Consider the following 24,994-nt stretch of genomic DNA (forward strand, 5'->3'; position numbering starts at 1 on the left):
TTCCCGCGCTTACCCCGGGCCGTGGATCCTTAAATCCCCGTGCCCGCCACCCGGCCCAGTCCCCGGCCGCGCCGTGGGGACGCCCCTACGGTGTGGGGTCCTCCTCGTCCAGCGGGCGCTTGCGCAGCAGCAGGACCACCAGCCCGCCGAGGACCACCAGTCCCACCGCCAGCGAGGCGATGACCGGGGTGGCCGCGGAGCTGCCGCTGGACGCCAGCCGCTCCCCCTGCGGGGACTCCTCGGTGACGGCGCCGGCCGCGGCGCCGCCCAGGACGGCCGTCCCCGAGCCGCTGGTCGTGGCCGACGCCGCCTCTGCGTCCGCTCCGTCCGGGGCGGGCGGGGCCGCGGGCCAGAGCGCCGTGGCGGTGGCCGCCGCCGCGGATTCGCTGGAGCCCGCCACGATCTGCGCCCGGGCCGGGACCTCGCTGGTGAAGACCCGGCCGACCGGCACCTTGGTCGCGCCCCGCACGGTGACCGAGGCGATCCCGTCGGGGGTGCCCGCGGGGACCTCGAAGTACAGCGGGGTGCCGTGTGCGGCGGTGGTCAGGGGCCGGCCCTCGGCGTCCACCACGCGGACCCCCATGGCGACGGCCGCGGCGTCCGGGACGACCGAGACGCTCTGCGCTCCGGTCCGCACGGTCACCGGGCCGAGGCGGGTCCCGACGGGCCCCGACACGTCGCCGGGGTCCAGGGCCAGCGAGGCCGGCGGCTCCGGCAGCCGACCCGCCGCCCGCTGGAGGTAGTCGGCCAGCTTCTCCGCCGCCGGGTCCGCGGCCTCCACCTGCGCCCCGTCCGCCAGCCGCCAGATCGCCACCTGGGTGCCGGCGGCCGCGCTCTCCGCGGTGAGGGTCCCTGCTCCAGCCGCCTTGGCGAGCCCGGCCAGGTCGTTCAGCTGGGGGTAGGAGTGCTCCAGGATCCAGCGGATCCGGCCGGCCTCCCCGTTCCCGGCGAGGGGGCTGCCGCTCCAGCCGCTCTCGGTGTACCGGGCCTGGGGCTGGGCGTGGCCTGCCAGGCCGACCCCGTACGTCTGCAGCATGCCGCCGCCGTCGACCCGCATCTCGTAGAGCCCGGCCGGGATCTGCCGGACGGATCCGTCCCCGCCGCGCAGGACCGCCTGTCCGTACGTCTTGAGCCCGTCCAGTACCGCGCTCGCGCCCTCCGGGGTACGGGAGGCCACCGGCCCGGAGTCCGCGGAGGCCCGGGCGCCCGGCACGGCGGAGAACGCCGCCGCGGCCAGCAGGGCGACGGCCAGCGGGCGTCTCGCGGCGGCCCGTACGCCCGCCGATCTGAGCGCGGAGCCGGGCCCGGCGGCAACGGCCGCAGCAGGAACGGCAGGAGCAGTCGCAGCGGGAGCGGTAGCCGCAGCTGGTGCGGCCTCAGGACCCTGAGCCGGGACGGAACATGAAGCGGAACGAGGAGCGGAGGATGCGGGAACGGCAATCGACACAGTCTTCCCCTTCGGGCCAAAGACCCTGGTGCCCGTGAGTACCGGATGATCCTATCCGTCTCGAACACTCAGCCCACCGCCGCCTTCTGAGTGGTCATCAGCGGAGTGTCGCTCTGGACCACCCGCCGGAAGGCTGCCGTCCCGCGGCTGAGGTCGTGGCCCACGGCCGTGGCGTCGATCTCCGCCGACACCCGGCGGGGTGCCTCGCCCTCGGGCGGATCCTCGCGCACCCGCAGCCTGCCGTGCACCACGAGGGGTTCCCCGACCGCCACGGACCCCGCCAGGTTCACGGCGAGCGAGCGCCGCGCCCACACCGTGTAGAAGCTGGTGGCCCCGTCGGTCCACGCCTCTTTGCGCCGGTCGAAGTACCGCGGCGTCACCGCGAAGCGGAATCTCGCGGACGGACCGTGCGCCGTCTCCTTGTAGTCGATCTGCGTCGCCACGTGCCCCACCAGCGTGACCTGGGTGTCGTTCATCCCGGCCGCCTCCCCGCAGTGCGTTCCCGTACGGACCCTCCGTACGGGCTACGACCATGCTGACGCCGGCCGCCGCACCCTGCCCGGGCCTGTGGACTACTGGCGGGTTGTGGACAACTTGCTCCCCCCTGCGGCGCTCCCCCCGGCGGCCACCGCCGCGTACTGCTCCCGCACCTCCCGGTAGCGCAGCAGCTCGGCCGCGACGGGCTCCAGCACCCGGGCCCGGCCGCATCCGGCCGCGGCCTGCCGCAGCTTGCGCTCGGCGTCCTGCCCGTACCGCCGGGCCGGGCCGCGGGCGGCGATCGAGCAGGCCCACTCCACCAGGGGCCCGCCGACGATCCCGGCCACCATGAGCAGGACGGGCGGCATCAGCCTGGGCTCCAGGACGCCGACGATCTGCCCGACCAGCCACAGCCCGCCGTAGATCTGGAGCAGGGTCATGGCCGCCTGTCCCAGGACGGCCGCAGGCCACCAGGTGGGCCGCGGCGGTCGGGCGGTCGGCACGGCGACGGCCGCTCCCAGGGTGACGGCGATCTCGTCCAGGGCCTCGGGGAGCTGTTCGGCGCCGCGCACCGCGGTCTCCCGTACGGCCTGCGCCCAGGGTTCGGGCAGTCCCGCGACCGCCTCGTCGGCGACCACCCGTACGGCCTGCTCGACGCGCTGGCGTGCGGTCACCTCCTCCTCGACCGGCGCCGGCGCCGCCACGGTGCCGCGGCCGCCGATGGACGCGAGGGCGGCCAGCCCGGCGAGGGTGCGCGGGGCGCGCCGGCTCTCGTACCAGCGCCACAGCCGCAGCCACGGCGTCCCGCAGGCCTTGCCGGCGTTGCGCCGCCAGGCCCGTTCGGCGGCGAGGCCGGCCGCGTACGCGCCGACGGCCTCCGCCAGCCGGTCCTCGAACTCGGCGCGCGCGCCCTCGCCGATCTCCGGTCCGGAGTGCCCTTCGGCCACGTACAGGGGCTGGAGGCGCAGCGCGGCGCGGTCCACGTCGGCGGAGATCCGCCGGGTCGCCGCGCCCTTCTCCTGGGTGAACTGGCCGAGGAGTTCGCGCAGCTCCCCGACGCCCTCGCCGGTCAGCGCGGACAGTCCGAGCACGGTGGCGCCGGGTTCGTCGTACTCGCCGAGGGCGATGCCGTCCTCGTCGAGGAGCCGGCGCAGGTCGTCCAGGACGAGGTCGGCGGCTTCCCCGGGCAGCCGGTCGACCTGGTTCAGGACGACGAAGGTGATCTCGGCGTGGCCGGCCAGCGGCCGCAGGTACCGCTCGTGCAGCACCGCGTCCGCGTACTTCTCCGGGTCGACCACCCACACCACGGCGTCGACGAGGGCCAGCACCCGGTCCACGTGGTCGCGGTGCGCGCCGACCGCCGAGTCCAGGTCGGGCAGGTCGACGAGGACCAGCCCGCGCAGTGCCTCGGCCTCGGAGGTCTCCCGGGGGCGGCGGCGCAGCCGTCCGGGGATCTCCAGCCGGTCCAGGAGTCCGGCCGCCCCGTCGGACCAGCTGCACGCGATGGGTGCGGCGGTGGTCGGGCGGCGCAGGCCCGTCTCGGAGATCTGCACCCCGGCGAGCGCGTTGAAGAGGGTGGACTTGCCGCTGCCGGTGGCTCCGGCGATCGCGACGACGGTGTGCTGCGGGGACAGTCCGCGGCGTGCGGCCGCCTCGTCGAGGACCCGGCCGGCCTCGGCGAGGGTCTTGCCGTCGAGCCGGGTCCGGGAGAGCCCCACCAGCTGGCGCAGTGCGTCGAGCCGGGCGCGCAGGGCCTGTCCTTCGGGGCTGAGCGGGGGCGCGGGGACCTTGCCGCCGTCGGCGCCCGCACCGGAGAGCGCCCGGACGAGCGCGTCGTCGCCCCGGTCGCCGTCCTCGGCGCCGTCGTCCGGGTCCTGGCCGGCGTCCGGTTGGCGGGAGCGGGCGATGAGTCCGTCGTCCCAGCGGTCGTCGGTGCGGTCGGTCAGGGCGGTCACCGCGTCACCTCTCCTTCTGTAGTACGGACAGCGCGGCGATCAGCTCAGCCTGTGGTTCGGGACTCACTTCGAGCGCCTCCAGCGGGGCGAGGCGGCGGTCCCGTTCGGCGCGCAGCACCTGGTCGAGGTGGTCGCCGACCAGTTCCGCGCCGCGGTCGCGCAGCCGCAGGGCCGCCTGTGCGCCGATGCGTTCGGCGAGCCTCTCCCCCGCGGGCCGGGCCCGTTTGCCGCCGAGGAGGGCGGTGACGAGCAGGGCGGCGACGCCGTCGGGGTCGGGCGGGGGCTGCCTGTCGAGCCGGGCGACCTCCTCCTCGGCGAGTTCCTCCAGCACGCGCCGCCAGCGTCGTACGGCCATCCCGATGCGTTCGGCGGCCTCCCGGTCGGGGGCGGGCAGCCTGACGGCTCCGGCGGCCGGTTCGCGACGCCAGGCCGCGGCGATCCGCTCGTCGGCGGCGGCGACGGCGCACTGGAGCAGCGCGGTGAGGGATTCGGCCAGGGAGTCCAGCAGTTCGTCGTGGCTCGTGTCGAGGGGGTGGCCGCGCCACCGGGTCAGGGCGTCGCCGGCCAGGACGGCGCCGCGGTCGAGCCGGTTGCGGACCCGCTTGCCCTCCCGCTTGTACGCGTCCTCCACGGCGGAGGTGAGCCGGACGCACGCGGCGTGCTGGGCGGCGACGGCGGAGGCGAGTTCGGGCATCCGGCGGCCGAGGGAGTCCAGTGCACCGAGCGCGGTGCGGCCCACCGCGTGCTGGCGGGCGGCCGGGTCCTGGGCGTGGTGGGCGAGCCAGGCGTACAGCGGGGCGACGGCGCTGGCGGGCAGGAGCCCGCCGCCGCCGGCCGACTCGGGGAGTTCGGGCACCGTGAAGCGGGGTACGTCGCCCAGTCCGGCGCGGGTGAGCAGGGCCCCGTACTGCCGTGAGACCTCGGCCAGCACCTGGTGGGGCACCCGGTCGAGAACGGTGACCAGGGTGGCCTTGTACTGCTTGGCGGTGCGCAGCAGGTGCCAGGGGACGGCGTCGGCGTACCGCGAGGCGGTGGTGACCATCACCCAGACGTCCGCCGCGCAGATGAGTTCGGCGGCGAGGACGCGGTTCTCGACGACGAGCGAGTCGATGTCGGGGGCGTCGAGGAGGGCGAGGCCCCGCGGGAGGCTGGAGACGGTCTCGATCCGCATCTCGCGGGTCGCGTGGCCACCGCCGTGCTGACCGCGGTCGCGGGACCGGGGTCGGGAGCGGGCCGCGCCGACGAGTTCCTCCTCCTCGGGCGGCACCCAGACGCGCATCAGGTCGGGGAGGATCCGCATGCCGGCGAACCAGTGGTGGTCATCCGGATGACAGATGAGCACCGGGGTGCGGGTGGTCGGCCGGAGCACGCCGGCCTCGCTGACCTGCCGGCCGACGAGGGAGTTGACGAGGGTGGACTTCCCGGCTCCCGTCGACCCGCCGACGACGGCGAGCAGCGGCGCCTCGGGCGCCTTGAGCCGGGGTACGAGGTAGTCGTCGAGCTGCGCCAGCAGCTCGGCTCTGGTCTGGCGGGCACGCGGAGCGCCGGGCAGGGGCAGCGGCAGACGCACGGACGCGACCCGGTCGCGCAGGGCGGACAGGGCATCGAGCAGCTGAGGCCGTACATCCAAGGTCACCACATGCGAAGAATGCCCAATTTAGGACCATTTTTGAAGCTTATACGTCCTCTGCGCGCCGACCGCACTCCGGAAGGACATTCCCGATAGTCCGGACGAGTGGGGCGCAGGCATAACGAGTGCACAACACCCAGGGCGCCGCGGCGCAAAACCGGTGCGCGAATCGCACCTGCCTGCGATTATCGGGACCGCTTCACCGAACCTCCACATCGTGGCACGGGGGTGAAGCAACCGGGACAAGGCAACCGGAGCCCTATCCTTGACCCGGCACGGACCCCAGTCCCACCCCCATCCCGGGGCTCCAGGCCACCACGGCCACCTTCCGGCCCCCGTAGCTCAGTGGATAGAGCAGGTGCCTTCTAAGCACTTGGCCGCAGGTTCGAGTCCTGCCGGGGGCACCTTTCCTCTCCCACCCTCAAGCCCTCCCGCGCGGAGGGCTTTCTTGCAGGTCAGCGGCGCCCTGACAGGAGCTTCGCAGCAGCGGCACGCATTCGGTGCGGCAGCCGCGGCGCGAACAGGCGCGGGCAGCGGCGCGCGGGCCGGCGGGCGGCTGCCGGCCGGCCCGGACCCGGTGCGGCGCAGCTGCCCACCGCGGTCCGAACGAGCCCGCGTCCGGGCGCCGTTGGCCCCGCCGGTGCCGGCGGGAGCGGCGCGGCGGACCCCGTCCGCACAGCGGACGCGCCCCGCCGCGCCGGTGCTGCTTCGCCTACCATCGGTGCCGGGAACGGCCCCGGCGACGGGGCCGGAAAGGGGGAACCGTGGGGAACGGCAGGCTGCTCGCCGTCAGCGATCTGCACACCGTGCACAAGGAGAACCGCTCGGTCGTCGAGTCGCTGCGGCCCGGCTCGGACGAGGACTGGCTGATCGTCGCCGGGGATGTCGCCGAGGAGTACGCGACCGTCGCCCGGGCGCTGGAGCTGCTCAGCCGGCGCTTTTCGAAGGTCGTCTGGGCGCCGGGCAACCACGAGCTGTGGACTCCCCCGAACGACCCGGTGGACCTGCGCGGCGAGAAGCGCTACCTGCACCTCGTCGAGCTCTGCCGGTCGCTGGGCATCGCCACGCCGGAGGACCCGTACCCGGTGTGGCAGGGGGACGGCGGGCCCGTCACCGTGGCCCCGCTGTTCGTGCTCTACGACTACTCGTTCCGCGTGCCCGGCGCCGACACCAAGGAGGAGTCGCTGCGCCTGGCGCACGAGGCCGGGATCGTCTGCACCGACGAGTTCTACCTGCACCCCGAGCCGTACGCCTCGGCCGACGCCTGGTGCCGCGCCCGGGTGGCCGAGACCGAGCGGCGGCTGTCCGCGCTCGGACCTGACCAACGGACCGTGCTGGTCAACCACTTCCCCCTCACGCGGGAACCGACGGACATCCTGCGCTATCCGCTCTTCGCCCAGTGGTGCGGCACCGAGCTCACCGCCGACTGGCACGTGCGCTTCCGGGCGCTGTCCGTCGTCTACGGGCACCTGCACATCCCCCGCACCACCTGGCGCGACGGCGTGCGCTTCGAGGAGGTCTCCCTCGGCTACCCGCGGGAATGGCGCCCGAGGCCGCCGCGCGAGCCCCTGCGCCAGATCCTGCCCCTGCCCTCGCAGGCCGAGGGTGACAGCTGGTGATCGGGGCGATCCTGCCCGCCGGCGTCGTGTCGGTGGAGTCGCCGGGCGACCTGACGGGCGACCTGCTGGCACCCGGCGAGGGCCTCTTCCCCGAGGAGGCGCCGCTGGTGGCGAAGGCGGTGCCCGCGCGCCGGCGCGAGTTCACGACCGTACGGATCTGTGCGCGCCGTGCGCTGGGCCGGCTGGGGGTGCCGCCGGTGGCCCTGGTCGCCGACCGGCGCGGCGCCCCGCAGTGGCCGGCCGGGGTGGTCGGCAGCATGACGCACTGCGCCGGTTACCGGGCGGCGGCCGTGGCCCGTCCGGCCGACGCCGCGGCGCTCGGCATCGACGCGGAACCGGACCAGCCGCTGCCGCCGCGCGTCCTGGAGACGATCGCGCTGCCCCGCGAACAGCGTTCGGTGCGGGCGCTGGCGGACCGCTCACCCGGGACGTCCTGGGACCGGATCCTCTTCAGCGCCAAGGAGAGCGTGTTCAAGGCCTGGTATCCGCTGACCGGGCAGGAACTGGGCTTCGACGAGGCCGACATAGAGATCCGGTACGCCGGGGGCGCGCTCACCGGCACGTTCTCCGCGCGGCTGCTGCGCCCCGGACCGGTGGTCGCGGGGCGGCGGGTCGGCGTCTTCAGTGGTCGCTGGCTGGCCCACGGCGGCCTGGTCGCGACGGCGGTGGCCGTCGGCGCCCCGCATGCCGCCGACACCCCGGACGCCGTCGAAGCCCGGGTGGCCGCCGGAGCCGCGCCGGACGCCGGGCCCCGGGCTGGTGCCGGGACCGACCCGCGGCCCGGCCGGCTGCTCCGGTCAGGAGCCGAACTCCCAGGAGTTCATGTAGGTCTCCTGGTCGGCGGTGAGCGTGTCGATCCGGATCCCCATGGTCTCCAGCTTCACCCGCGCCACGTGCTTGTCGATCTCGGTCGGCACGTCGACGACACCGGGCTCCAGCGAGGCGTACGTCTTGGTCAGCCACTCCGCGGTCAGCGCCTGGTCGGCGAAGGACATGTCCATCACCGAGGCCGGGTGGCCCTCCGCCGCGCCGAGGTTGACCAGGCGGCCCTCAGCCACCAGCAGCAGGCGGCGGCCGTCGGCCAGGATGTACTCGTCGGTCTGGTGGCGGATGCGCGAGCGCTTCTCCACCGCCATCTCGCCGAGCCCCGCCACGTCCACCTCGATGTCGAAGTGGCCGGCGTTCGCGAGGATCGCACCGTCCTTCATGACCTCGAAGTGCTCCGGGCGCAGCGCACCGCGGTTGCTGGTGACCGTGATGAACACGTCGCCGACCCGGGCGGCTTCGATCATCGGCATGACCCGGTAGCCCTGCATGGTCGCGTCGAGCGCCTTGGTGGGGTCGATCTCGGTGACGACGACGTGGGCGCCCAGGCCTGCGGCGCGCTCGGCCAGGCCCTTGCCGCAGTAGCCGAAGCCGCCGATGACCACGGTCTTGCCGGCGAACAGCAGGTTGGTGGCGCGCATGATCGCGTCCAGCGAGGACTGGCCGGTGCCGTACCGGTTGTCGAACATGTGCTTGGTGTCGGTGTCGTTGACCGCGACCATCGGGAAGCGCAGCGCGTTGTCGGCGGCCATCTGCCGCAGCCGCACCACGCCGGTGGTGGTCTCCTCGCAGCCCGCCTTGATGCCGTCGAGCAGCTCGGTGCGGGTGGTGTGGAGGGTGTTGACCAGGTCGCAGCCGTCGTCGAAGACGAAGTCGGGCCGGATGTCGAGGGCCGCGTTGATGTGCGCGTAGTACCCGTCGCGGTCCACCCCGTTGCGGGCGAAGACGCTGATGCCGTACTCGTGGACCAGGGCCGCCATGGTGTCGTCCTGCGTGGACAGCGGGTTGCTGGCGCAGGCGGCCAGTTCGGCGCCGCCCGCCTTCAGCGTCCGCAGCAGGACGGCGGTCTCCGTGGTCATGTGCATACACGCCGCGAACCGTTGGCCTTCGAAGGGCTTTTCCTTGGCGAAGCGCTCCCGGATCTGCCGCAGGACGGGCATGGAGCGCTCCGCCCATTCGATGCGGGCGACGCCCTGGGCCTTGAGCGACGGGTCGGCGATGTCGTGCTGGGGAAGATCAGTCATGGTCTCAACTCTAGGCAGAAATATGGCTAGTTGAACAGGTACGTCGTCCGCGGCGCGGACCGTCGGGTTTCAGCCTTTCTGCGGCGGGTCCTCGGCCTGCGCCCCGGCGCGGGGCCGGCCGGGCAGGGCCACGAGGACGAGGAGGGCCGTGGCGAGGGCGACGGCCGCGCCGATGGCGAAGGCGTTGCCGTAGTGGTCGGCGCGCGTCGCGGCGGACACGGCCTCGCCGGCGCCCGATCCGCCTTCGGCCACGGCCATCAGCAGGGCCACGCACAGGGCCGTGCCGAACTGGACCGAGGCGTTCAGCAGGCCTCCGGCGAGGCCCTGCTGCTCCGCCGGCACGTCCATCGTCGCCGTGATGGTGGAGGCGGCGAAGAAGGACGAGAAACCGATCCCGGTCAGGACCAGTCCGGGCAGCAGGACGGACGCGTAGGAGGAGTCCGGGGTGATGCGGCTGAGGGTGAACACACCGGCGGCGACGATCGCGGAACCGCCCGCGCACACCGCCTTGGGCCCGATCCTGGTCACCAGGAGGGCGGCGATCGGACCGGCGAAGACCACGGCGACGCCGAGCGTGAGGAAGACCAGCCCGGTCTCCAGGGCGTCGCGCTGCTGGACCTGCTGCAGGAAGAGTGACAGGGCCAGGGCCACGGCGCCCATCACGCCGGGGACCAGGAGCGCCGCGAGGTTGGCCACGGACACGCTGCGGGTGCGGAAGATGCTCAGCGGGACCAGCGGGTTCGCGGACCTGGCCTCGACCACGACGAAGCAGACCAGCATCACGAGGCCGGCGCCGATGAACGCGAGGCCCCTCGCCTCGTTGCCGCCCAGTGAGGTCAGTCCGTAGATGACGCCGCTGACGCCCAGGGTGGAGAGGACCGCGCCGGGCACGTCGTAGCGGTTCTCGCCTGCGCGGCTGCCGTCGGCCGGGATGAGCCGGTACGCGGCGAGGACGGCCAGGGCCGTCAGAGGCACGTTCACGAAGAACACCCAGCGCCAGCCGGTGAGCTGGGTGAGGACCCCGCCCGCGAGGACACCGATGGCGAAGCCGCTGGCGGAGGCGGCGCTGAACCAGCCGAGTGCCTTGTTCCGCTCCGGGCCGGGGGCGGTCCCGGTGGTGATGAGGGAGAGCACGGCGGGGCCGATGAAGGCGGCGCCGACGCCCTGGAGCGCGCGCATCGCCACGAGCAGCGCCGGACTGGTGGCGAGGCCGCCGACCAGGGAGGCCAGGCCGAAGAGGGCGAGGCCGGGTATCAGCATCCGGCGGCGCCCGAGCTGGTCGCTGAGCCGTCCGCCGAGGAGCAGCAGACCGCCGTAGGTCAGTGCGTAGGCGCTGACGACCCACTGGACGCCGCTGTGGGAGAAGCCGAGGGATCCCTCGATCCGGGGCAGGGCCACGTTGACGATCGAGAAGTCGAGCAGCATGAGCAGCTGGACACCGCAGAGCAGGACCAGGCGCCACGGCCCGGCAGATGCGGGCGGGGCGGCGGTTCCACCGGCGTTCGCGGTCGTCACGCCAGGTCGGGGGTTCACGCGTCGTCACCTCCTCGGTGAATTGATCACACAATTCGGAGAGTGTAGGGGCGGGATTGATGCCATGTGCAGGAGTCCGCTTCCCGAAGGCGCACACCGACGATTTTGAGACAGCCCGCTATGCGCGAGTCGACGTGTGGCCGACCTGGCCGAAACCTCTTGTGCGAGCGGAGTTCGAACGTTAAGTTCTAGCGCCGAAAGGGGGTTTGATTATGAGTGAGGCACGGGGGCGATGTAGGTGCGCCGTTAAGGCGCCCTCCAGCCGTGAGTTACCTGCAAGAAACCTGAAGATCTCCGCATCCGACCCGCGTACGGGTCCCGGAGCCGACCACTCCGGTATGCGGACCCTGTCGCCGGCAAGGCGGGCAGGATGAGGGTCGATGCGATGTCCGTCGCACGGAGTTATGTGGAATTCCGCGCTCCAGGACATCGGCTCCCCACACTCGTCGAACTCGAACTCGACGAAGACCTCTGCCTCACCATTGCCGACTGGTACGAGAGCGCCCCCGACCGTCCGGACGACCCGGAGTCCCGGCGCCAGTACGAGATCCTCAAGTCGGAGACCCGGGAGCAGTTCGAGGCCATGCGCCGCGCCGGGATCGCCGTGCGTCCCTGGCTGGAGGCCGGCCAACCGTACAAAAGTTCGGCACATTTATGGCGTGAAGTGGTCAACTCAGGCACACTCTACGTCTACTTGACCAGTCGGGGTCACGGGGAGGGCGGCTCGACCCCGGGCTCGATGGCACACCCGATGGTCGAACCCTCCGACTACACCATCGACGGCGTCCGATTCGCTCACAACGACGTCTTCCGTGCCGTGCACGACTATTTCGGCCACATTGCGCGGGGCAACCCCTTCACCGCACATGGCGAACACTTGGCAGCCTGGGACCACAGCCACATGTATCCGGCGGACTGCCATCCCGTGCTCCTGTCCGAGACCGTCAGTCAAATCTGCTGGTTCTACTACGGGGCACACCTCAGGGATTCCCGCGGACGGATTCCCCCACCCGGTTCGGAGGGCTACATTCCGCCCCGCGACCGGCCTTACTCGCCACAGAAGACCACGCCACTGCCGCAGGAGCTGGTGGCCGGGTTCTTCTCACTCTTCAAGCAGGTGAACTGATGGCCGACAGCCACTCCTCCATTGACTTCCGCCGGGACGTCCGCGCCGACTTCCCGATCCTGGAAGCCGACCTCGACGGCATTCGACCCGTCTACCTCGACAATGCGGCCACGACGCAGAAGCCACTCCAGGTGCTCGACGCCATGCACCACTTCTACGCGCACGAGAACAGCAATGTCGGCCGCAGCGTCCACACCCTCAGCATGCGGGCCACCAACCGCTACCAGCACTCCCGCGAGCGCGTGGCCCGCTTCCTGAACGCCGGGGACAGCGAGGAGATCGTCTTCACCAAGGGCACCACGGAGTCGGTGAACCTGGTGGCCCAGGGCTTCGGCCCGACCGTCGTGGGTGCCGGGGACGAAGTGCTGATCAGCGGCCTCGAACACCACTCGAACCTGCTCCCCTGGCGGCAGCTGTGCGAGCGGACCGGCGCCACCTTGAAGATCGCCCCGGTCGACGGGCACGGCGAGGTCGGCCTGGACTCCTTCCGGGACCGGCTGACGGACCGCACCAAGCTGGTCTCGGTGGCCCACGTCTCCAACGTCCAGGGCACCGTCACCCCCGTCGCGGAGATCATCTCCCTGTGCCACGAGCGCGGCATCGTCGTGGTCGTCGACGGCGCGCAGGCGGTCGCCCACCGCAGCGTCGACGTGCAGGCCCTGGACGCCGACTTCTACTGCTTCTCCGCCCACAAGATGTACGGGCCCCTCGGCATAGGCGTCCTCTACGGCAAGGCCGCGCACCTGGCCCGCATGGAGCCCCTGCTCCTCGGCGGCGGCATGGTCCGCAACGTCACCTACGACGGCCCGCTGTCGGTCTTCCCCGCCCCGCACCTCTTCGAGTCCGGCACCCCGAACATCGCCGGCGCCGTCGGTCTGGCCGCCGCCATGGACTACCTCGAAGAGCTCGGCCTCGACCGGGTCGCCGCCCACGACGCGGACCTCGCGGGCCGCGCCGCCGCGGGCCTGCGCTCCCTGGACGGGGTCACCGTCTACGGCGCGCAGGCGCCCCAGGGCGGCATCGTCTCCTTCTCGGTGGACGGCCTCCACCCCTACGACGTCGGCAACCACCTCAACACCTTCGGGATCGCCACCCGCACCGGGGTGCACTGCGCGGTGCCCTTCATCGACGGCCTCGGCGTCGTCGGCACGGTCCGCGCCTCCTTCGGCGTCTACAACACCCGCGACGAGGTCGACCTGATGGTCGAGTCGCTGAAGAGCGTCGAGAAGGGCTTCTGGTCGAACGAGCACCCCAACGACCGTTTCCTGACCACCTGACGGTCCGACCACCTGACGGTCCGACCACCGGACGGTCCGACCACCTGACGGTCACCCGGGCCCACGGCCCCACCGGCCTGCCGTGCCCCGCGCGCACACCACCGCGGGCACGGCCGGCCGGCACGCACGGATCACGACAAGAACGAGGGGTGTGGAAGTGACCACCGCAGGATTCGACCCAGTCGCCTTCAAGGCACAGCAGAAGGACAACTGGAACAACCTCAGTTCCGGCTGGGACCGCTGGTACGACCTGTTCGAGTCGGGAGCGGCGCCCGTCACGCACCGGATGCTGGAACAGGCCCGCCTCGTCGAGGGGGCCCGCGTGCTCGACCTCGGCAGCGGCACCGGCCAGCCCGCCCTGGACGCCGCCCTGCTCGTCGGCGCGAAAGGCTCGGTCGTCGGCACCGACCAGGCAGGCGAGATGCTCGGCGCGGCCCGCCGCCGCGCCGTCGAACTCGGTCTGGGCAACACCGAGTTCCTGGAGGTGGACGCCGAACGGCTCGACTTCGAGGACGCCTCCTTCGATGCCGTCACCAGCCGCTTCAGCCTGATGTTCCTGCCCGACGCCGACGCGGTGCTGGCCCGCGCCCACCGCCTGCTGCGCCCCGGCGGGGTGCTGACCGCGGCCGTCTGGTCCACCGCCCCCCGGGTGCCGCTGCTGAGCCTGGCCTTCGGCATCGTCGGGGCCCGGCTGGGCCTGGGCGCCCCGCCCGCCGGAGTACCCGGCCCGTTCTCCCTGTCCGACCCGGCCGCCCTCACCGGGCGGCTGCGCGCCGCGGGCTTCGCGGAGGTCGCGCACGAGGAGTGCCCGCTCATCTTCGCGCCGAAGTCCGCGGAGGAGTTCGCCGAGTTCTCCTGGGACCTGCTGCCCGGCTGGCTGCGCGCGCAGGTCGCCCAGCGCTTCGGTGACGCACGCGACCCGCGGACCTGGAACGCCTTCCTCAGCGCCGCCCGCGAGTTCGAGGCCGAGGACGGCACCCTGCGCGTCCCCGGGCTGAGCCACTGCTTCACCGCCGTCAAGGCCGGCTGACCTCCTCCCATCCCTGCGTACCTCAGGAGCGTTCCACCTCATGGAGTTCGACACCAAGCTCGTCAAGGTCGGCCAGCAGGCAGCCGCGGGCACCGGCGACATCGTGCCGCCGATCCACCTGGCCACCACCTACGAGCAGCGCTCGCAGAGCGACCTGCGCTACTTCTACGGCCGCGGCGAGAACCCCACCCGCGAGGCCCTCGAACAGTGCCTGGCCTCCCTGGAGAACGCCGCGCACGCCCTGGCCTTCTCCTCGGGCCAGGCCGCCGGGGCCACCGCGCTGTCCCTGCTCTCCCCGGGCCAGCGGCTGATCTCCTCCGACGACGTCTACGGCGGCACGTACTCGCTCTTCTCCAGCCTCGGCAAGTACGGGATCACCGTCGAGTACCGCGACCTCTCCGACCCTTCGGCGCTCGAAGACGCCCTCGGTGACGACGTCGGCCTGATCTGGGTGGAGACCCCGACCAACCCCCTGTTGAAGATCGCCGACATCGCCGCGATCAGCGCCCTGGCCCGTCCCGCGGGAATCCCCGTCCTGGTGGACAACACCTTCGCCAGCCCCGCCCTGCAGCAGCCCCTGGAGCTGGGCGCCGACATCTCGCTCTACAGCACCACCAAGTTCATATCCGGCCACTCCGACGTCATCGGCGGGGCGCTCGTCTACCACAGCGACGACCACCACAAGGACTTCTTCTCCTACCGCACCTCCTACGGCAACGTGCCCGGCGCACTGGACTGCTACCTGCTGCACCGCGGGCTCAAGACGATGTCCCTGCGCGTGGAGCGGCAGAACCGTACGGCCGCCGTCCTCGCCGAGGAGCTGCTCGCCTCCCCGAAGACCGGCGCGGTGCACTACCCCGGGCTGGAGAGCCACCCGCACCACGCCGTCGCGCGCCGTCAGATGTCCGGGTTCGGCTCGATCATCTCCTTCGAGTACCTGGGCGACCCGCAGGAACTCCTCAAGCGGGTCGAGCTGTTCGGTGTCGCCGTCAGCCTGGGCAGCGTGCACTCGCTGGTCGAGTGCCCGGCGCTGATGACCCACCGGCCGGTCCCGCCGGAGACCCGCAAGGCCCTCGGGATCTCGGACAACCTGATCCGGCTGGCCGTCGGCATCGAGGACCCCCGGGACCTCGTCGCCGATCTGCGCCAGGCCCTGTGAGCACGGCGGGCCCGGGGGCGCCCGCGGCCACCGTCCTGGAGGGGCCCAAGGGCACGGAGCTCCAGCGGTTCGGCCGCTCCGTGACGCACCCGTGGTGGACCAGCGAGGCGCTGCTCGACGACGTCGGCCGGGAGGTGCTGCGCGGCGTCCACCGCGCCTACCGGCAGGCCGGGGCGGACCTGGTCACCGCGAACACCTTCCGTACCAATCTGCGGGCGCTGCGCACGGCGGGCGCCGACGAGGCGTTCGCCCGGGAACTGGTGCGCCGGGCCGTGTCGGACGCGCGGTCGGCGGCCGGTCCGCGGACGGCCGGCGGCCGGCCGGCCGTGGTCGCCGCCGGGATGACCACGGTCGAGGACTGCTACCGGCCGGACCTGGTCCCCCCGGACGCGGAACTCGCCGCCGAGCACGACTGGCTGGCGGCGCGGCTCGCGGAGCAGGGCGTCGACCTGGTCCTCGCGGAGACCCTGAACACGGTGCGGGAGGCCGTGGCCGTCACCGGCAGCTGCGTCCGGGCGGGCCTGCCGGTCTGGGTCGGCTTCGTGTGCCGGGAGGAGGGGCTGCTGCTGTCCGGCGAGCCACTGGAGGAAGCCGTCCGTGCGGTCGCGGGGGCCGGGGCGCAGGCGGTGCTCGTCAACTGCACGGCCCTCGCCGACCTGGACCGCGCGCTGGAGGTCCTCGCGAAGCACAGCCCGGTGCCGGTGGGCGCGTATCCGAACGTCGAGGACCGCGCCGGGGTGGCGGACTGGACCCCGGTGGACCGGTACGTGCCGGTCGCCTGCGGGCCGGAGGAGTTCGCGGAGGCGATGGTGCAGCGGGTCGGGCGGTACGGGCTGGACCTGGTCGGCGGCTGCTGCGGGACGACGCCCGCGCACATCGCGGCGCTCCGGGCGCGCCTGGACGGCTGAGGCCGGCCGGCGGCCCGGGGGCCCGGCCCGGGAGTCCTGAGCTCAGGGCCGCCGGGCCGCGGGCGCGTCGGCGGGCGCGGCTCCGCCGGGGACCCCGAACATCCTGACGGCCTGGTAGTAGGTCCAGGCCGTGCTCTCGCAGGAGGCGCGCCGGGCGGTCCCGTACGCGGCGCAGACCCGCCGCAGGTCCGCATGGAAGGCGTCGTCCAGGCGGGACTTGGCGGCCGGGAACGTGCCCGCGGCCTGGTGGTTGCGGTAGCCGAAGTCGTGGCGTGCGCAGGCCGCCGCGAAGGGGAAGCCGAAGGGGTTGTCGGGGGACGCGGTGCACAGGTCCGTGGTCCAGTCGAAGGCGTACGCCGCCCAGGCCTGCCGGTTCCCGCGCGCCTCGGCCCACGCCCGGTAGCTGGCGGCGTCGGTCTGCGTCCAGCGGCTCAGGACCTGCGGCTTGTCCGCCGGTACGGCGGCCCGGGCCTCGGCCCCGGTCCCCGTCACGAGCAGGAGCACACCGGCGGCCGCCGATGCGAGTACGGATCCGGTACGGCGGCGCATGGCAGTCCTCGGGGCGCGGGGGCGGTCGGGTCGGGTCGGGTCGGGTCGCTCCCGGCCAACGCCGTACGGGGCCGCCGGGTTACTGGTCCGTGCGGAGGACCGGTGGGTCGCCTGCGGCCCCGGACCCGTACCGGGACGCGTACCGGGCCTCGGGTAGGAGGGCGTGTGCTACCTGCGGACGGCGGGCAGTTCGTCCCGGGGAGGGACGCGGTCGCACCGGTCCGGACCCGAGACTGGGAGGCATGAAACGCCGTCCGCTCGCCGTGGTCGCCGCCACCGCAGGCGCCCTCGCCTGCGCCGCCTTCGCCCTGCCGAACCTCCCGCCCAACCCCGTGACCCGCACACTCGACGCGCAGGTCTTCCACGAGAAGGGCAGACGCTTCGCGACCGCCGCCGAGGCGCCGAAGGGGCCGGGCGCGCCCTTCGCCCTGCCGTCCTGGATACCCGGGGACGCCACCGACGTCCGCATACGGGTGCGCACCGGCGGCGGGGCCCGGCTGATCCGCTTCACCCTCGGGGCCACCCCGCTGGAGGGCCCGCAGTGCACGGCGGGCACGCCCCGGCCGATGAAGGGCCCCAGGCCGACGGCCCGGTGGTGGCCGGACGACACCCGGGCCGAGGAGCGGACCGAATGCCGGGGCGCCCACCAGTACCGGGTCGCGGTGCGCGGCAGGGAGGTCTACGCCTGGACCGACGGCACGGCCCCGCCGGGGCGGGCCGATGGTGCCGGGAGGCCGCCACGGGGCCCGGACAGGCCTTAGGCTCTTCGGGTGATCGATGACGTGTACCAGCTCGACGGAGACGCACCGCGGACCGGGCCCCCGCCCAGGGGTGCGCAGGCCGTGGTGTGGGCGCTGGACGTCACGCGGGACGCGGTCGGCGGGCACGCCCTCGACGGGGCGCTGCAGATGCTGGACGCGGCTGAACGCGACCGGGCGGGGCGGCTGTTGCGCGAGGCGGACCGGCGCCGCTACCTCGCCTCGCACGTGGGCCTGCGGGTGCTGCTCGGCGGCTACCTGGGGCTGGCCCCGGAGAAGGTCGGCCTGGTCCGCGAGGACTGCCCGTGCTGCGGGGGGCCGCACGGGCGGCCGGCCGTGGCCGGAGGCGCGCTGCACTTCTCCTTGTCGCACAGCGAGGACCTGGCCTACTTCGCCTTCGCCGGGGTGCCGGTCGGCGTCGACGTGGAGGGACTTCCCGGGGCGGCCGCGGTGGCCGACATCCTGACGACCCTGCACCCGGCGGAGACGGCCGAGCTGACCGTGCTCGCGGAGCCGGACCGCCGCGCCGCACTGGCCCGGGTGTGGTCCCGCAAGGAGGCCTGCCTCAAGGCCACCGGCACCGGGCTGGCCCTCGGGGTGGCCGAGCCGTACGTGGGCTCCGCCGCCGCCCCGGCCCGCGTCCCGGGCTGGCTCCTGTCGGACCTCCCCGCCCCCGATGGCTACGCGGCGGCCCTCGCCGTCCGCGGCTAGTGCTGTGACCGGGAAGGTTCACCGGGTCGCGGCGCCGGGCACACCTTTCCGGTCACAGCACTGGGCCGTTTCTTGCGGACCCTGCCGGTCGAGCCGCGCGGTCCGGGACCGCGCCGCCGCGGTGAGCGGCGCCCAGAGGCCGGCCAGCCACTCCTCGGCGGAGGATGCGCCGGGCAGCCCCGCCGGGACGGCGTCGTGCAGGGCGGCCGTCTCCGGTTCCGCGCGGCGGTGGTGCGACAGGATCCGCGGCTCGTCCGAACCTTCCCCGTGCGCCACCGCCACGCTGCGCAGGAACATCGTGTTCGCCGCGACCAGCCAGCGGGCGTCCCGCACCGGCTCGGCGCCTGAGGAGCCGGCGGACCCGTCCGACAGGGCCCACGGGTCCGGCGCCAGGTACCGCACCCGGCCCACACCGGTGAACCGCGCCGCGGCGGCGCACATCGCGCACGGCTCCTGGGTGCTCCACAACACCGCGGACCCCAGGTCCCAGCCGGTCCGGGCGGCGCCGAGCGCGTTCAGCTCGGCGTGCGCCAGCGGCGTCCCGCGCAGGGGGCCGCGGCCGGGGCCGTCCTCGTACGCCTCGTTGCGCCCCTCGGCCAGCACCTCGCCCGCCGCGTCGGTGAGCACCGCGCCCGCCGCCAGGCCGCCCGCCGCCAAGGCCTCGTAGGCGAGTGAGAGGGCACGGCGGACCGCCTGCGGGGCCGTCCGCCATGCCGTGCCGACATCGGGTTCCCGGTGTTCCATGCGGCCATTATGGTGACCGCCATGGACATCCGCCGGGCCCGCACGCCTGCTGAGATCGAGGCGGCCGAGGCCCTGTTCGACGGCCCGGCCCGCACCGTGTGGTCACAGCGCTTCCTGGCCGCGCCGGGACACGTGATGCTGCTCGCGTACGTGGACGGCGCCCCCGTGGGCATGGTCTCCGGCGTCGAGATGACCCACCCCGACAAGGGCACCGAGATGTGCCTGTACGAGCTGTCCGTGGACGCGGGGCACCGGCGGCTCGGCATCGGCCGCGCCCTGACCCTCGCGCTCGCCGACGAGGCCCGTGCGCGCGGCTGTTACGGGATGTGGGTGGGGGTGGACACCGACAACGAGGCCGCGCTGGCCACCTACGCCTCGGCGGGCGCCGGCGACGAGGGCGTGTTCGCCATGCGCGGCTGGGACACCGGCCCGCGGTAGCCCCCGGGGCGGCGTGTCGTGGGGCCACTCGGCGCACCCTCCGCGCGCCCGCGCGGCGGCTCACCGAGCATCGGCGGCATGACCGCACTGACCGCGTTGACCACGCTCCTCCCGGCGACCGCCCTGCTGGCGGCGGCCACCGCCCTGCCGCCGCACACCGCAGCGGCCGAAACCCCCACCGCGCCCTACGTCGTGATGCTCGCGGACGGCACCTCCCGGGCGCCCACCCGGGCCCTCGCCGCGGAAGCGGCCCGGGCCGGCGACGAGGTCGGGCCCGTCTACGACACGGTCGTGCACGGCTTCGCCGTCCGCACCACCGCCGCCCGCGCGGCCGCCCTGGCCGCAGATCCGCGGGTGGCCTCCGTGGAGCCCGACGCCGAGTTCCACACCCAGGACACCCAGCCGCAGGCGCCCTGGCCGCTGGACCGCATCGACCAGCGCCGGCTCCCGCTGGATGCGGCGTACACCTACGCCGGCACGGCTGCGGGGGTGACCGCGTACATCGTGGACACGGGCATCAACCTCGGCCACCGGGAGTTCGGGGGCCGGGCCCGCAAGGGGTGGAACGGGGTGTTCCTGAGCCGTTCCGACGACTGCAACGGCCACGGTACGCATGTGGCGGCCACCGTGGGAGGGGCGACCTACGGCGTCGCGAAGGGCGTCTCGCTGGTCTCGGTGAAGGTGGCCGACTGCCGGGGCAACGGGCGGCTTTCGGCCATGGTCGGCGGGCTGGAGTGGCTGGTGAAGGACGCGGCCAGGTCCCCGGCGACCCCGGCGGTCGCCAACATGAGCATGGGCGGCACCCGCAGCGCCGCCCTCGACACGGCGGTGCAGCGGGCCGTCGCCGCCGGGATCACCGTCACGGTGGCGGCCGGGAACGACGGCCGGGACGCCTGCAAGGGCTCCCCGGCGGCCGCTCCGCAGGCCCTGACGGTCGCCGCGACCGACGCCGCGGACCGGCGGGCGCCGTTCTCCAACCACGGGCGCTGCGTGGACCTCTCGGCGCCGGGCGTGGGCGTCACCTCGGCGTGGAAGGGCTCGCCCACCGCCACGGCCCGCTCGTCCGGCACCTCCATGGCGGCCCCGCACGTGGCGGGCGCCGCGGCGCTGGTCCTCGCGGGCGGCAGGGCCCGGACCCCGGCGCAGGTCGCGCAGGCGCTGCTGCACAGCGCCGTACCGGACGTGATCACCGCCCTGCCCGCCGGTACGCCGAACCTGCTGCTGCACACCCCCGTGGAGCGCTGAGGCGGCTGGGGCGCAGCCGCCGGCTTCGGCCCGGCCGGCGGCTTCGGTGCGGCCCCTCCCACCCCGCCCTTCCCAGGCGCAGCACCCGCACGGAGCCCCTGCGCAACCCGCACCGGACCCGACCTGATGGGACATCAATGTGTGGGTGCTTCGGGCGAATCGCATGCATTGACTTCTCATCACGGCGACGCGTCAATATCGGCCACCGCACCGGCTCGGCCTCCCCCACACAGCGGGTGGGGGGAGGGGTTCGTCATGACGAAGGAGTCGCGACCCAGTGAGTACGAGAACGCTCAGACGCAGAGTGCTGGCCGGGGCAGGAGCCCTCTCCCTGGCCCTGACGGGCGGTGTGGTGGGTCTGTCAGGGGCCGCACAGGCCGCGACGAAGACCACCGCCGTCTTCGAGAACTGCGACGCCCCGGCGCCCCAGCCGGACGGGTCGGGCAACCAGAACTTCACGGTCACCCTGCCCGACGGGGCCACAGCGGGCGACGTCGTCCCGATCACCATCGATCCCGGCGCGAGCCCGCTGATCCCGGGCTTCTCCGTGACGACCGTCAACACCTCCAGGATCACCCTGAAGGTCGGGGCTACCACCCAGGTGGTGACCAGCCCGCCGGAGACCGTCACCGTGGTGGCCGGACAGCCCCTGGACCCGGGCGCGTTCTCGGGCACCATCAAGATCCCGGACGGTACGGAGGGCACCACCGTCCAGGTCGCCCTCGACCTGGCGGTGACCGACGCGGACCTCTCCGGTTCGGTGTTCACCACCACCTGCGTCCCCGCACCCCGCCCGAGCACCTCCCTCGGCTCGGTCGCCGTGGAGGCCCTGCCCAAGGACCCGGTCACCACGAGGCTGACGCCCAACAGCGGCAAGGCCGGCACCGCGGTCGTCGTCAGCGGCGCCAACTTCCCGGCCGGGCCCGTCACCTGTTCCGCGCTGCTGGCGGGCGCGCCGACCGGTGACGGCGGCAGCGGCACGGCCACCGCGTCGGGCGCCGCGACCTGCGAGCTGACGGTCACCAGGAAGGCCGACCAGATCAGGATCGACGGCGCGATCACCCCGTACAAGGACTTCGTCTACCTGGAGGACCAGCCGGGCGTGAAGAACCCGGTCGACGTGGAGGTGCTGCCCGGTCCGCTGGCCATCGGCCCGCAGGGCGGCAACCCCGCGGTGGACTTCGGCAAGGTGACCATCAACGGCAAGGCCCAGTCGGTGGTCGGCCAGTTCACCGCGATGTCCGTGCAGGACTTCCGCGGTGGCAGCCTCGGCTGGGACGTCACGGCCACCCGTACTCCGTTCCTGAACGAGAGCACCGGCCATGCGATGGCCAAGGCGCAGCTCGGCATCCAGCCGGCCTGCACGGTGACCAACGCGGACAGTCCGAGCACCTGCTCGGCCGGTGCGCCGGGGGCCCTCTCGGCCGATCCGCTGAAGATCGCCTCCCAGGCTCCGGGCGGGGAGGAGCTGACCGGTGGCGAGTTCGCCGTCGGCGGCGCCGGGATGATCCAGCTCCCGCCGTTCATGTTCGCCGACACCTACCGGTCGGTGGTCACCTTCTCCATCGCCTGACCCGTACGGCCCCGCTCCCTCCAGGGTGGCGCGGCGCTCCGGCGCCGCGCCACCCTCCCCTGTCGGCCCCGACTGGAGACCCGCCCATGCGCACCCGCACCCGTACCCGCCCCGGTACCCGCTCCCGTACGGCCCGCCCCGTGGTCTGCGGGCTGCTCCTGGCCCTGCTCGGCCTGCTCGGCCCGTGGGGGCTGCTGGCCGGTGCGGGGCCCGCCGCCGCCGCGGACAACGGCACCTGGGGGGTCTTCCCCACGCCCCCGCCGGGCGCGGCGATGACCGACCGCGGGTACTTCTTCCACCAGGGCGCGGCCGGTGCCACCGTCAGCGACAGCGTGACCCTCCTGAACTCCTCCGACCAGGAGATGACCTTCCAGGTCTTCGCCACCGACGCCGTCAACACCCGCTCGGGGGGCGCGTTCGCGCTGCTGCCGGTGGAGACCGCGCCCCGGGACGTCGGCACCTGGATATCCCTGCCGCCGGAGGCGTCGGGCACGGTCACCGTCCCCGCGAAGGGCCGCAGGGACATCCCGTTCACCGTGAAGGTCCCCGCGGACGCGACGCCCGGGGACCACACGGGCGGGATCGTCGCGCTGGGCACCTCCGTGGAGGGGACGCAGCAGGAGGGCACGGTCCGGGTCGGGGTGAAGCGTTCGGTGGGGGCCCGGCTGTACTTCCGGGTGCCGGGTCCGCTGACGCCGGGCCTGAGCGTGGAGGACGTACGGGTCAGCCGCTCGGCCCCGCTGCTGCCCTGGTTCCGCGAGGCCTCCGCGAGCATCTCGTACGCCCTGGTCAACCGGGGCAACGTGGTGATCGAGCCGCGGGTGGCGGTCTCGGCGACGGGCCTGTTCGGGCGCCGGGTGCTGGACCGGCCGGCCCGGGAGCTGAAGCTGGTGCTGCTGCCGGGACAGCGCGTCGAGCTGACCGAGCGCTGGCCTGACGCGCCCCAGGCGGACCGGGTCACCGTCCGGGTCGCCGCGGGTGCGAGCGCCCACCCCGGGCTGGCCGCGCATTCCGAGGCGGGCTTCGTGGCGGTGCCGTGGCCCGCCGTGGGCGCGGTCCTGCTGCTGGCGGGCCTCCTGTGGGCCGCGCGGATCCTGCGGCGCAGACGGCGCGCGGCCGGGCACCCCGCCCCGGAACCGGACCTGGCCTCCACCCGCTGACCGCGGCCCCCGGGGACGGCAAAACCCCCGGCCGGTGAGGGTGGGCCGGGGGTCCTGCTGCGGGGTGACGGTCAGGCGCCGGGACTAGCGGGACGTCGGGAAGCCCAGGTCCACGCCGGCCGGGCCGTCCGCCGGGTCGGGCCAGCGGGTCGTGACGACCTTGCCGCGGGTGTAGAAGTGGATGCCGTCGTTCCCGTAGATGTGGTGGTCGCCGAAGAGCGAGTCCTTCCAGCCGCCGAAGGAGTGGTAGCCCACCGGCACCGGGATCGGGACGTTGACGCCGACCATGCCCGCCTCGATCTCCAGTTGGAAGCGGCGGGCGGCGCCGCCGTCCCGGGTGAAGATCGCCGTGCCGTTGCCGAACGGCGAGGCGTTGATGAGGGCCACCCCCTCCTCGTACGTCTCGGCGCGCAGCACGCACAGCACCGGGCCGAAGATCTCGTCGCGGTAGGCGTCGGAGTCGGTCGGGACGCGGTCGAGCAGGGACAGGCCGATCCAGTGGCCGTTCTCGTTGCCCTCGACCGTGTAGCCGGTGCCGTCCAGCACCACCTCGGCGCCCTGCGCGGCCGCGCCGGTGACGTACGAGGCGACCTTGTCCCGGTGGGCGGCCGTGATCAGCGGGCCCATCTCGGAGGTGGGATCGTTGCCGGGGCCGATCTTGATCTTCTCGGCGCGCTCGCGGATCTTCTCGACGAGGGTGTCGCCGATCGCGCCGACGGCCACGACCGCGGAGATCGCCATGCAGCGCTCGCCGGCCGAGCCGTAGGCGGCGGACACGGCCGCGTCGGCGGCGGCGTCCAGGTCCGCGTCGGGGAGCACCAGCATGTGGTTCTTGGCGCCGCCCAGCGCCTGGACGCGCTTGCCGTTGGCCGAGGCGGTGGTGTGGATGTGCCGGGCGATCGGCGTGGAGCCGACGAAGGAGACGGCGGCGATGCCGGGGTGGGCCAGCAGGGCGTCCACCGCCACCTTGTCCCCGTGGACGACGTTGAGGACGCCCGCGGGCAGGCCGGCCTCGCTCATCAGCTCGGCGAGCAGGGTGGACGCCGAGGGGTCCTTCTCACTGGGCTTGAGGATGAAGGTGTTGCCGCAGGCCACCGCGAGCGGGAACATCCACATCGGCACCATCGCCGGGAAGTTGAAGGGGGTGATGCCCGCGACGACGCCCAGCGGCTGGCGGATGGAGGACACGTCGACCCGGTTGGAGACCGAGGTCGACAGCTCGCCCTTGAGCTGCGTGGTGATCCCGCAGGCCAGCTCGACGATCTCCAGGCCGCGGGCGACCTCGCCCAGGGCGTCCGAGTGGACCTTGCCGTGCTCGGCGGTGATCAGCTCGGCGATGGCGTCGCGGTGGGCGTCCAGCAGGGCGCGGTAGGCGAACAGCACCTTGGTGCGGGCGGCCAGCGAGGACTGCCCCCAGCTGAGGAAGGCCTCCTGGGCGACCCGTACGGCCGCGTCGACCTCCTCGGCGGAGGCCAGCGCGACCTGCGTGGTGACCTCGCCGGTCGCCGGGTCCGTGACCGGGCCGTAGTTGCCCGACGCGCCCTCGACGGTCTTGCCACCGATCCAGTGGTTGACGGTCTTCATGC

Annotated in this window: 21 protein-coding genes, 1 tRNA gene and 1 pseudogene; 14 read left to right on the top strand and 9 right to left on the bottom strand. The window is 73.7% G+C overall.

Going from position 1 to position 24,994, the window contains the following annotated elements:
* Nucleotides 1–85 precede the first annotated feature (85 nt).
* The 4 genes from ACLJTM_RS22940 to ACLJTM_RS22955 form a co-directional block, all read right to left on the bottom strand.
* Nucleotides 86–1,177, bottom strand: coding sequence for a thioester domain-containing protein (locus tag ACLJTM_RS22940; protein WP_411105560.1), 1,092 nt, complete (start codon nt 1,175–1,177; stop codon nt 86–88).
* Nucleotides 1,178–1,515: 338 nt separating this feature from the next.
* Entirely contained in the window at nt 1,516–1,923 is a 408-nt protein-coding gene (locus tag ACLJTM_RS22945; protein ID WP_411105561.1) for a single-stranded DNA-binding protein, read from the bottom strand.
* 96 nt (nt 1,924–2,019) lie between these two features.
* Nucleotides 2,020–3,879 carry a GTPase gene (locus ACLJTM_RS22950; RefSeq protein ID WP_411105562.1) on the bottom strand — a complete coding sequence of 620 codons (1,860 nt, stop codon included), beginning with the start codon at nt 3,877–3,879 and terminating at the stop codon, nt 2,020–2,022.
* 4 nt (nt 3,880–3,883) lie between these two features.
* Complete coding sequence (locus ACLJTM_RS22955) at nt 3,884–5,509, bottom strand: dynamin family protein (RefSeq protein ID WP_411105792.1); 1,626 nt, start codon at nt 5,507–5,509, stop codon at nt 3,884–3,886.
* Between the two features lie 331 nt (nt 5,510–5,840).
* Between ACLJTM_RS22955 and ACLJTM_RS22960 the strand changes: the two genes are divergently transcribed.
* From ACLJTM_RS22960 to ACLJTM_RS22970, 3 genes and pseudogenes are all read left to right on the top strand, one after another.
* Nucleotides 5,841–5,913: transfer RNA gene (locus ACLJTM_RS22960), tRNA-Arg, on the top strand.
* Nucleotides 5,914–6,273: 360 nt separating this feature from the next.
* Nucleotides 6,274–7,128, top strand: coding sequence for a metallophosphoesterase family protein (locus ACLJTM_RS22965; RefSeq protein ID WP_411105563.1), 855 nt, complete (start codon nt 6,274–6,276; stop codon nt 7,126–7,128).
* A pseudogene (locus ACLJTM_RS22970) lies at nt 7,125–7,817 on the top strand (4'-phosphopantetheinyl transferase family protein); the annotation flags it as partial. The gene ACLJTM_RS22965 and the pseudogene ACLJTM_RS22970, both read left to right, overlap by 4 nt.
* A 108-nt stretch (nt 7,818–7,925) precedes the next feature.
* On the opposite strand, the gene ACLJTM_RS22975 reads toward ACLJTM_RS22970, so the two are convergent.
* On the bottom strand, nt 7,926–9,197 hold the full coding sequence (locus ACLJTM_RS22975; RefSeq protein WP_411105564.1) for an adenosylhomocysteinase: 1,272 nt from the start codon (nt 9,195–9,197) through the stop codon (nt 7,926–7,928).
* A gap of 69 nt (nt 9,198–9,266) precedes the next feature.
* Entirely contained in the window at nt 9,267–10,730 is a 1,464-nt protein-coding gene (locus ACLJTM_RS22980) for an MFS transporter (RefSeq protein WP_411105565.1), read from the bottom strand.
* A gap of 370 nt (nt 10,731–11,100) precedes the next feature.
* Here ACLJTM_RS22980 and ACLJTM_RS22985 point away from each other — a divergent pair, with 370 nt between their 5' ends.
* The 5 genes from ACLJTM_RS22985 (at nt 11,101) to ACLJTM_RS23005 (ending at nt 16,230) form a co-directional block, all read left to right on the top strand.
* On the top strand, nt 11,101–11,856 hold the full coding sequence (locus ACLJTM_RS22985; RefSeq protein ID WP_411105566.1) for a crotonobetainyl-CoA--carnitine CoA-transferase: 756 nt from the start codon (nt 11,101–11,103) through the stop codon (nt 11,854–11,856).
* The gene (locus ACLJTM_RS22990; protein WP_411105567.1) at nt 11,856–13,133 is read left to right on the top strand and encodes an aminotransferase class V-fold PLP-dependent enzyme; all 1,278 of its coding nucleotides are present in this window, start codon (nt 11,856–11,858) and stop codon (nt 13,131–13,133) included. The genes ACLJTM_RS22985 and ACLJTM_RS22990 overlap by 1 nt, the downstream gene beginning before the upstream one ends.
* Before the next feature lie 157 nt (nt 13,134–13,290).
* Complete coding sequence (locus tag ACLJTM_RS22995) at nt 13,291–14,163, top strand: class I SAM-dependent methyltransferase (RefSeq protein WP_411105568.1); 873 nt, start codon at nt 13,291–13,293, stop codon at nt 14,161–14,163.
* A 40-nt stretch (nt 14,164–14,203) separates the two neighbouring features.
* Nucleotides 14,204–15,322 carry a trans-sulfuration enzyme family protein gene (locus tag ACLJTM_RS23000; protein WP_411105569.1) on the top strand — a complete coding sequence of 373 codons (1,119 nt, stop codon included), beginning with the start codon at nt 14,204–14,206 and terminating at the stop codon, nt 15,320–15,322.
* The gene (locus ACLJTM_RS23005; RefSeq protein ID WP_411105570.1) at nt 15,319–16,230 is read left to right on the top strand and encodes a homocysteine S-methyltransferase family protein; all 912 of its coding nucleotides are present in this window, start codon (nt 15,319–15,321) and stop codon (nt 16,228–16,230) included. Before ACLJTM_RS23000 ends, ACLJTM_RS23005 begins: the two co-directional genes overlap by 4 nt.
* A 42-nt stretch (nt 16,231–16,272) precedes the next feature.
* On the opposite strand, the gene ACLJTM_RS23010 is transcribed toward ACLJTM_RS23005, so the two are convergent.
* Nucleotides 16,273–16,779, bottom strand: a complete 507-nt coding sequence (locus ACLJTM_RS23010) for a phospholipase (protein ID WP_411105571.1) — start codon at nt 16,777–16,779, stop codon at nt 16,273–16,275.
* A gap of 242 nt (nt 16,780–17,021) precedes the next feature.
* Between ACLJTM_RS23010 and ACLJTM_RS23015 the strand changes: the two genes are divergently transcribed.
* Together ACLJTM_RS23015 and ACLJTM_RS23020 are read left to right on the top strand one after the other, a co-directional pair.
* A complete protein-coding gene (locus ACLJTM_RS23015; protein ID WP_411105572.1) occupies nt 17,022–17,540 on the top strand; it encodes a hypothetical protein in 519 nt (172 codons plus the stop codon).
* A 9-nt stretch (nt 17,541–17,549) separates the two neighbouring features.
* Nucleotides 17,550–18,248, top strand: coding sequence for a 4'-phosphopantetheinyl transferase family protein (locus tag ACLJTM_RS23020; protein WP_411105573.1), 699 nt, complete (start codon nt 17,550–17,552; stop codon nt 18,246–18,248).
* 18 nt (nt 18,249–18,266) lie between these two features.
* Here the strand turns inward: ACLJTM_RS23020 and ACLJTM_RS23025 are convergent, their stop codons facing one another.
* Nucleotides 18,267–18,992, bottom strand: coding sequence for a nucleoside deaminase (locus ACLJTM_RS23025; RefSeq protein WP_411105574.1), 726 nt, complete (start codon nt 18,990–18,992; stop codon nt 18,267–18,269).
* Nucleotides 18,993–19,013: 21 nt separating this feature from the next.
* Here ACLJTM_RS23025 and ACLJTM_RS23030 point away from each other — a divergent pair, with 21 nt between their 5' ends.
* The 4 genes from ACLJTM_RS23030 (at nt 19,014) to ACLJTM_RS23045 (ending at nt 23,408) form a co-directional block, all read left to right on the top strand.
* The gene (locus ACLJTM_RS23030) at nt 19,014–19,430 is read left to right on the top strand and encodes a GNAT family N-acetyltransferase (RefSeq protein WP_411105575.1); all 417 of its coding nucleotides are present in this window, start codon (nt 19,014–19,016) and stop codon (nt 19,428–19,430) included.
* Nucleotides 19,431–19,508: 78 nt separating this feature from the next.
* Nucleotides 19,509–20,675, top strand: a complete 1,167-nt coding sequence (locus ACLJTM_RS23035; protein WP_411105576.1) for a S8 family peptidase — start codon at nt 19,509–19,511, stop codon at nt 20,673–20,675.
* 277 nt (nt 20,676–20,952) lie between these two features.
* Nucleotides 20,953–22,248 carry a hypothetical protein gene (locus tag ACLJTM_RS23040; protein ID WP_411105577.1) on the top strand — a complete coding sequence of 432 codons (1,296 nt, stop codon included), beginning with the start codon at nt 20,953–20,955 and terminating at the stop codon, nt 22,246–22,248.
* Nucleotides 22,249–22,334: 86 nt separating this feature from the next.
* A complete protein-coding gene (locus ACLJTM_RS23045) occupies nt 22,335–23,408 on the top strand; it encodes a WxL protein peptidoglycan domain-containing protein (RefSeq protein ID WP_411105578.1) in 1,074 nt (357 codons plus the stop codon).
* An 84-nt stretch (nt 23,409–23,492) separates the two neighbouring features.
* Here the strand turns inward: ACLJTM_RS23045 and ACLJTM_RS23050 are convergent, their stop codons facing one another.
* Nucleotides 23,493–24,992 (bottom strand): CoA-acylating methylmalonate-semialdehyde dehydrogenase, encoded by a 1,500-nt coding sequence (locus ACLJTM_RS23050; protein ID WP_411105579.1) that lies wholly within the window; start codon nt 24,990–24,992, stop codon nt 23,493–23,495.
* Between the last annotated feature and the right edge of the window lie 2 nt (nt 24,993–24,994).

This window comes from Streptomyces sp. cmx-4-9 (assembly GCF_046548835.1).
GTDB lineage: Bacteria > Actinomycetota > Actinomycetes > Streptomycetales > Streptomycetaceae > Streptomyces.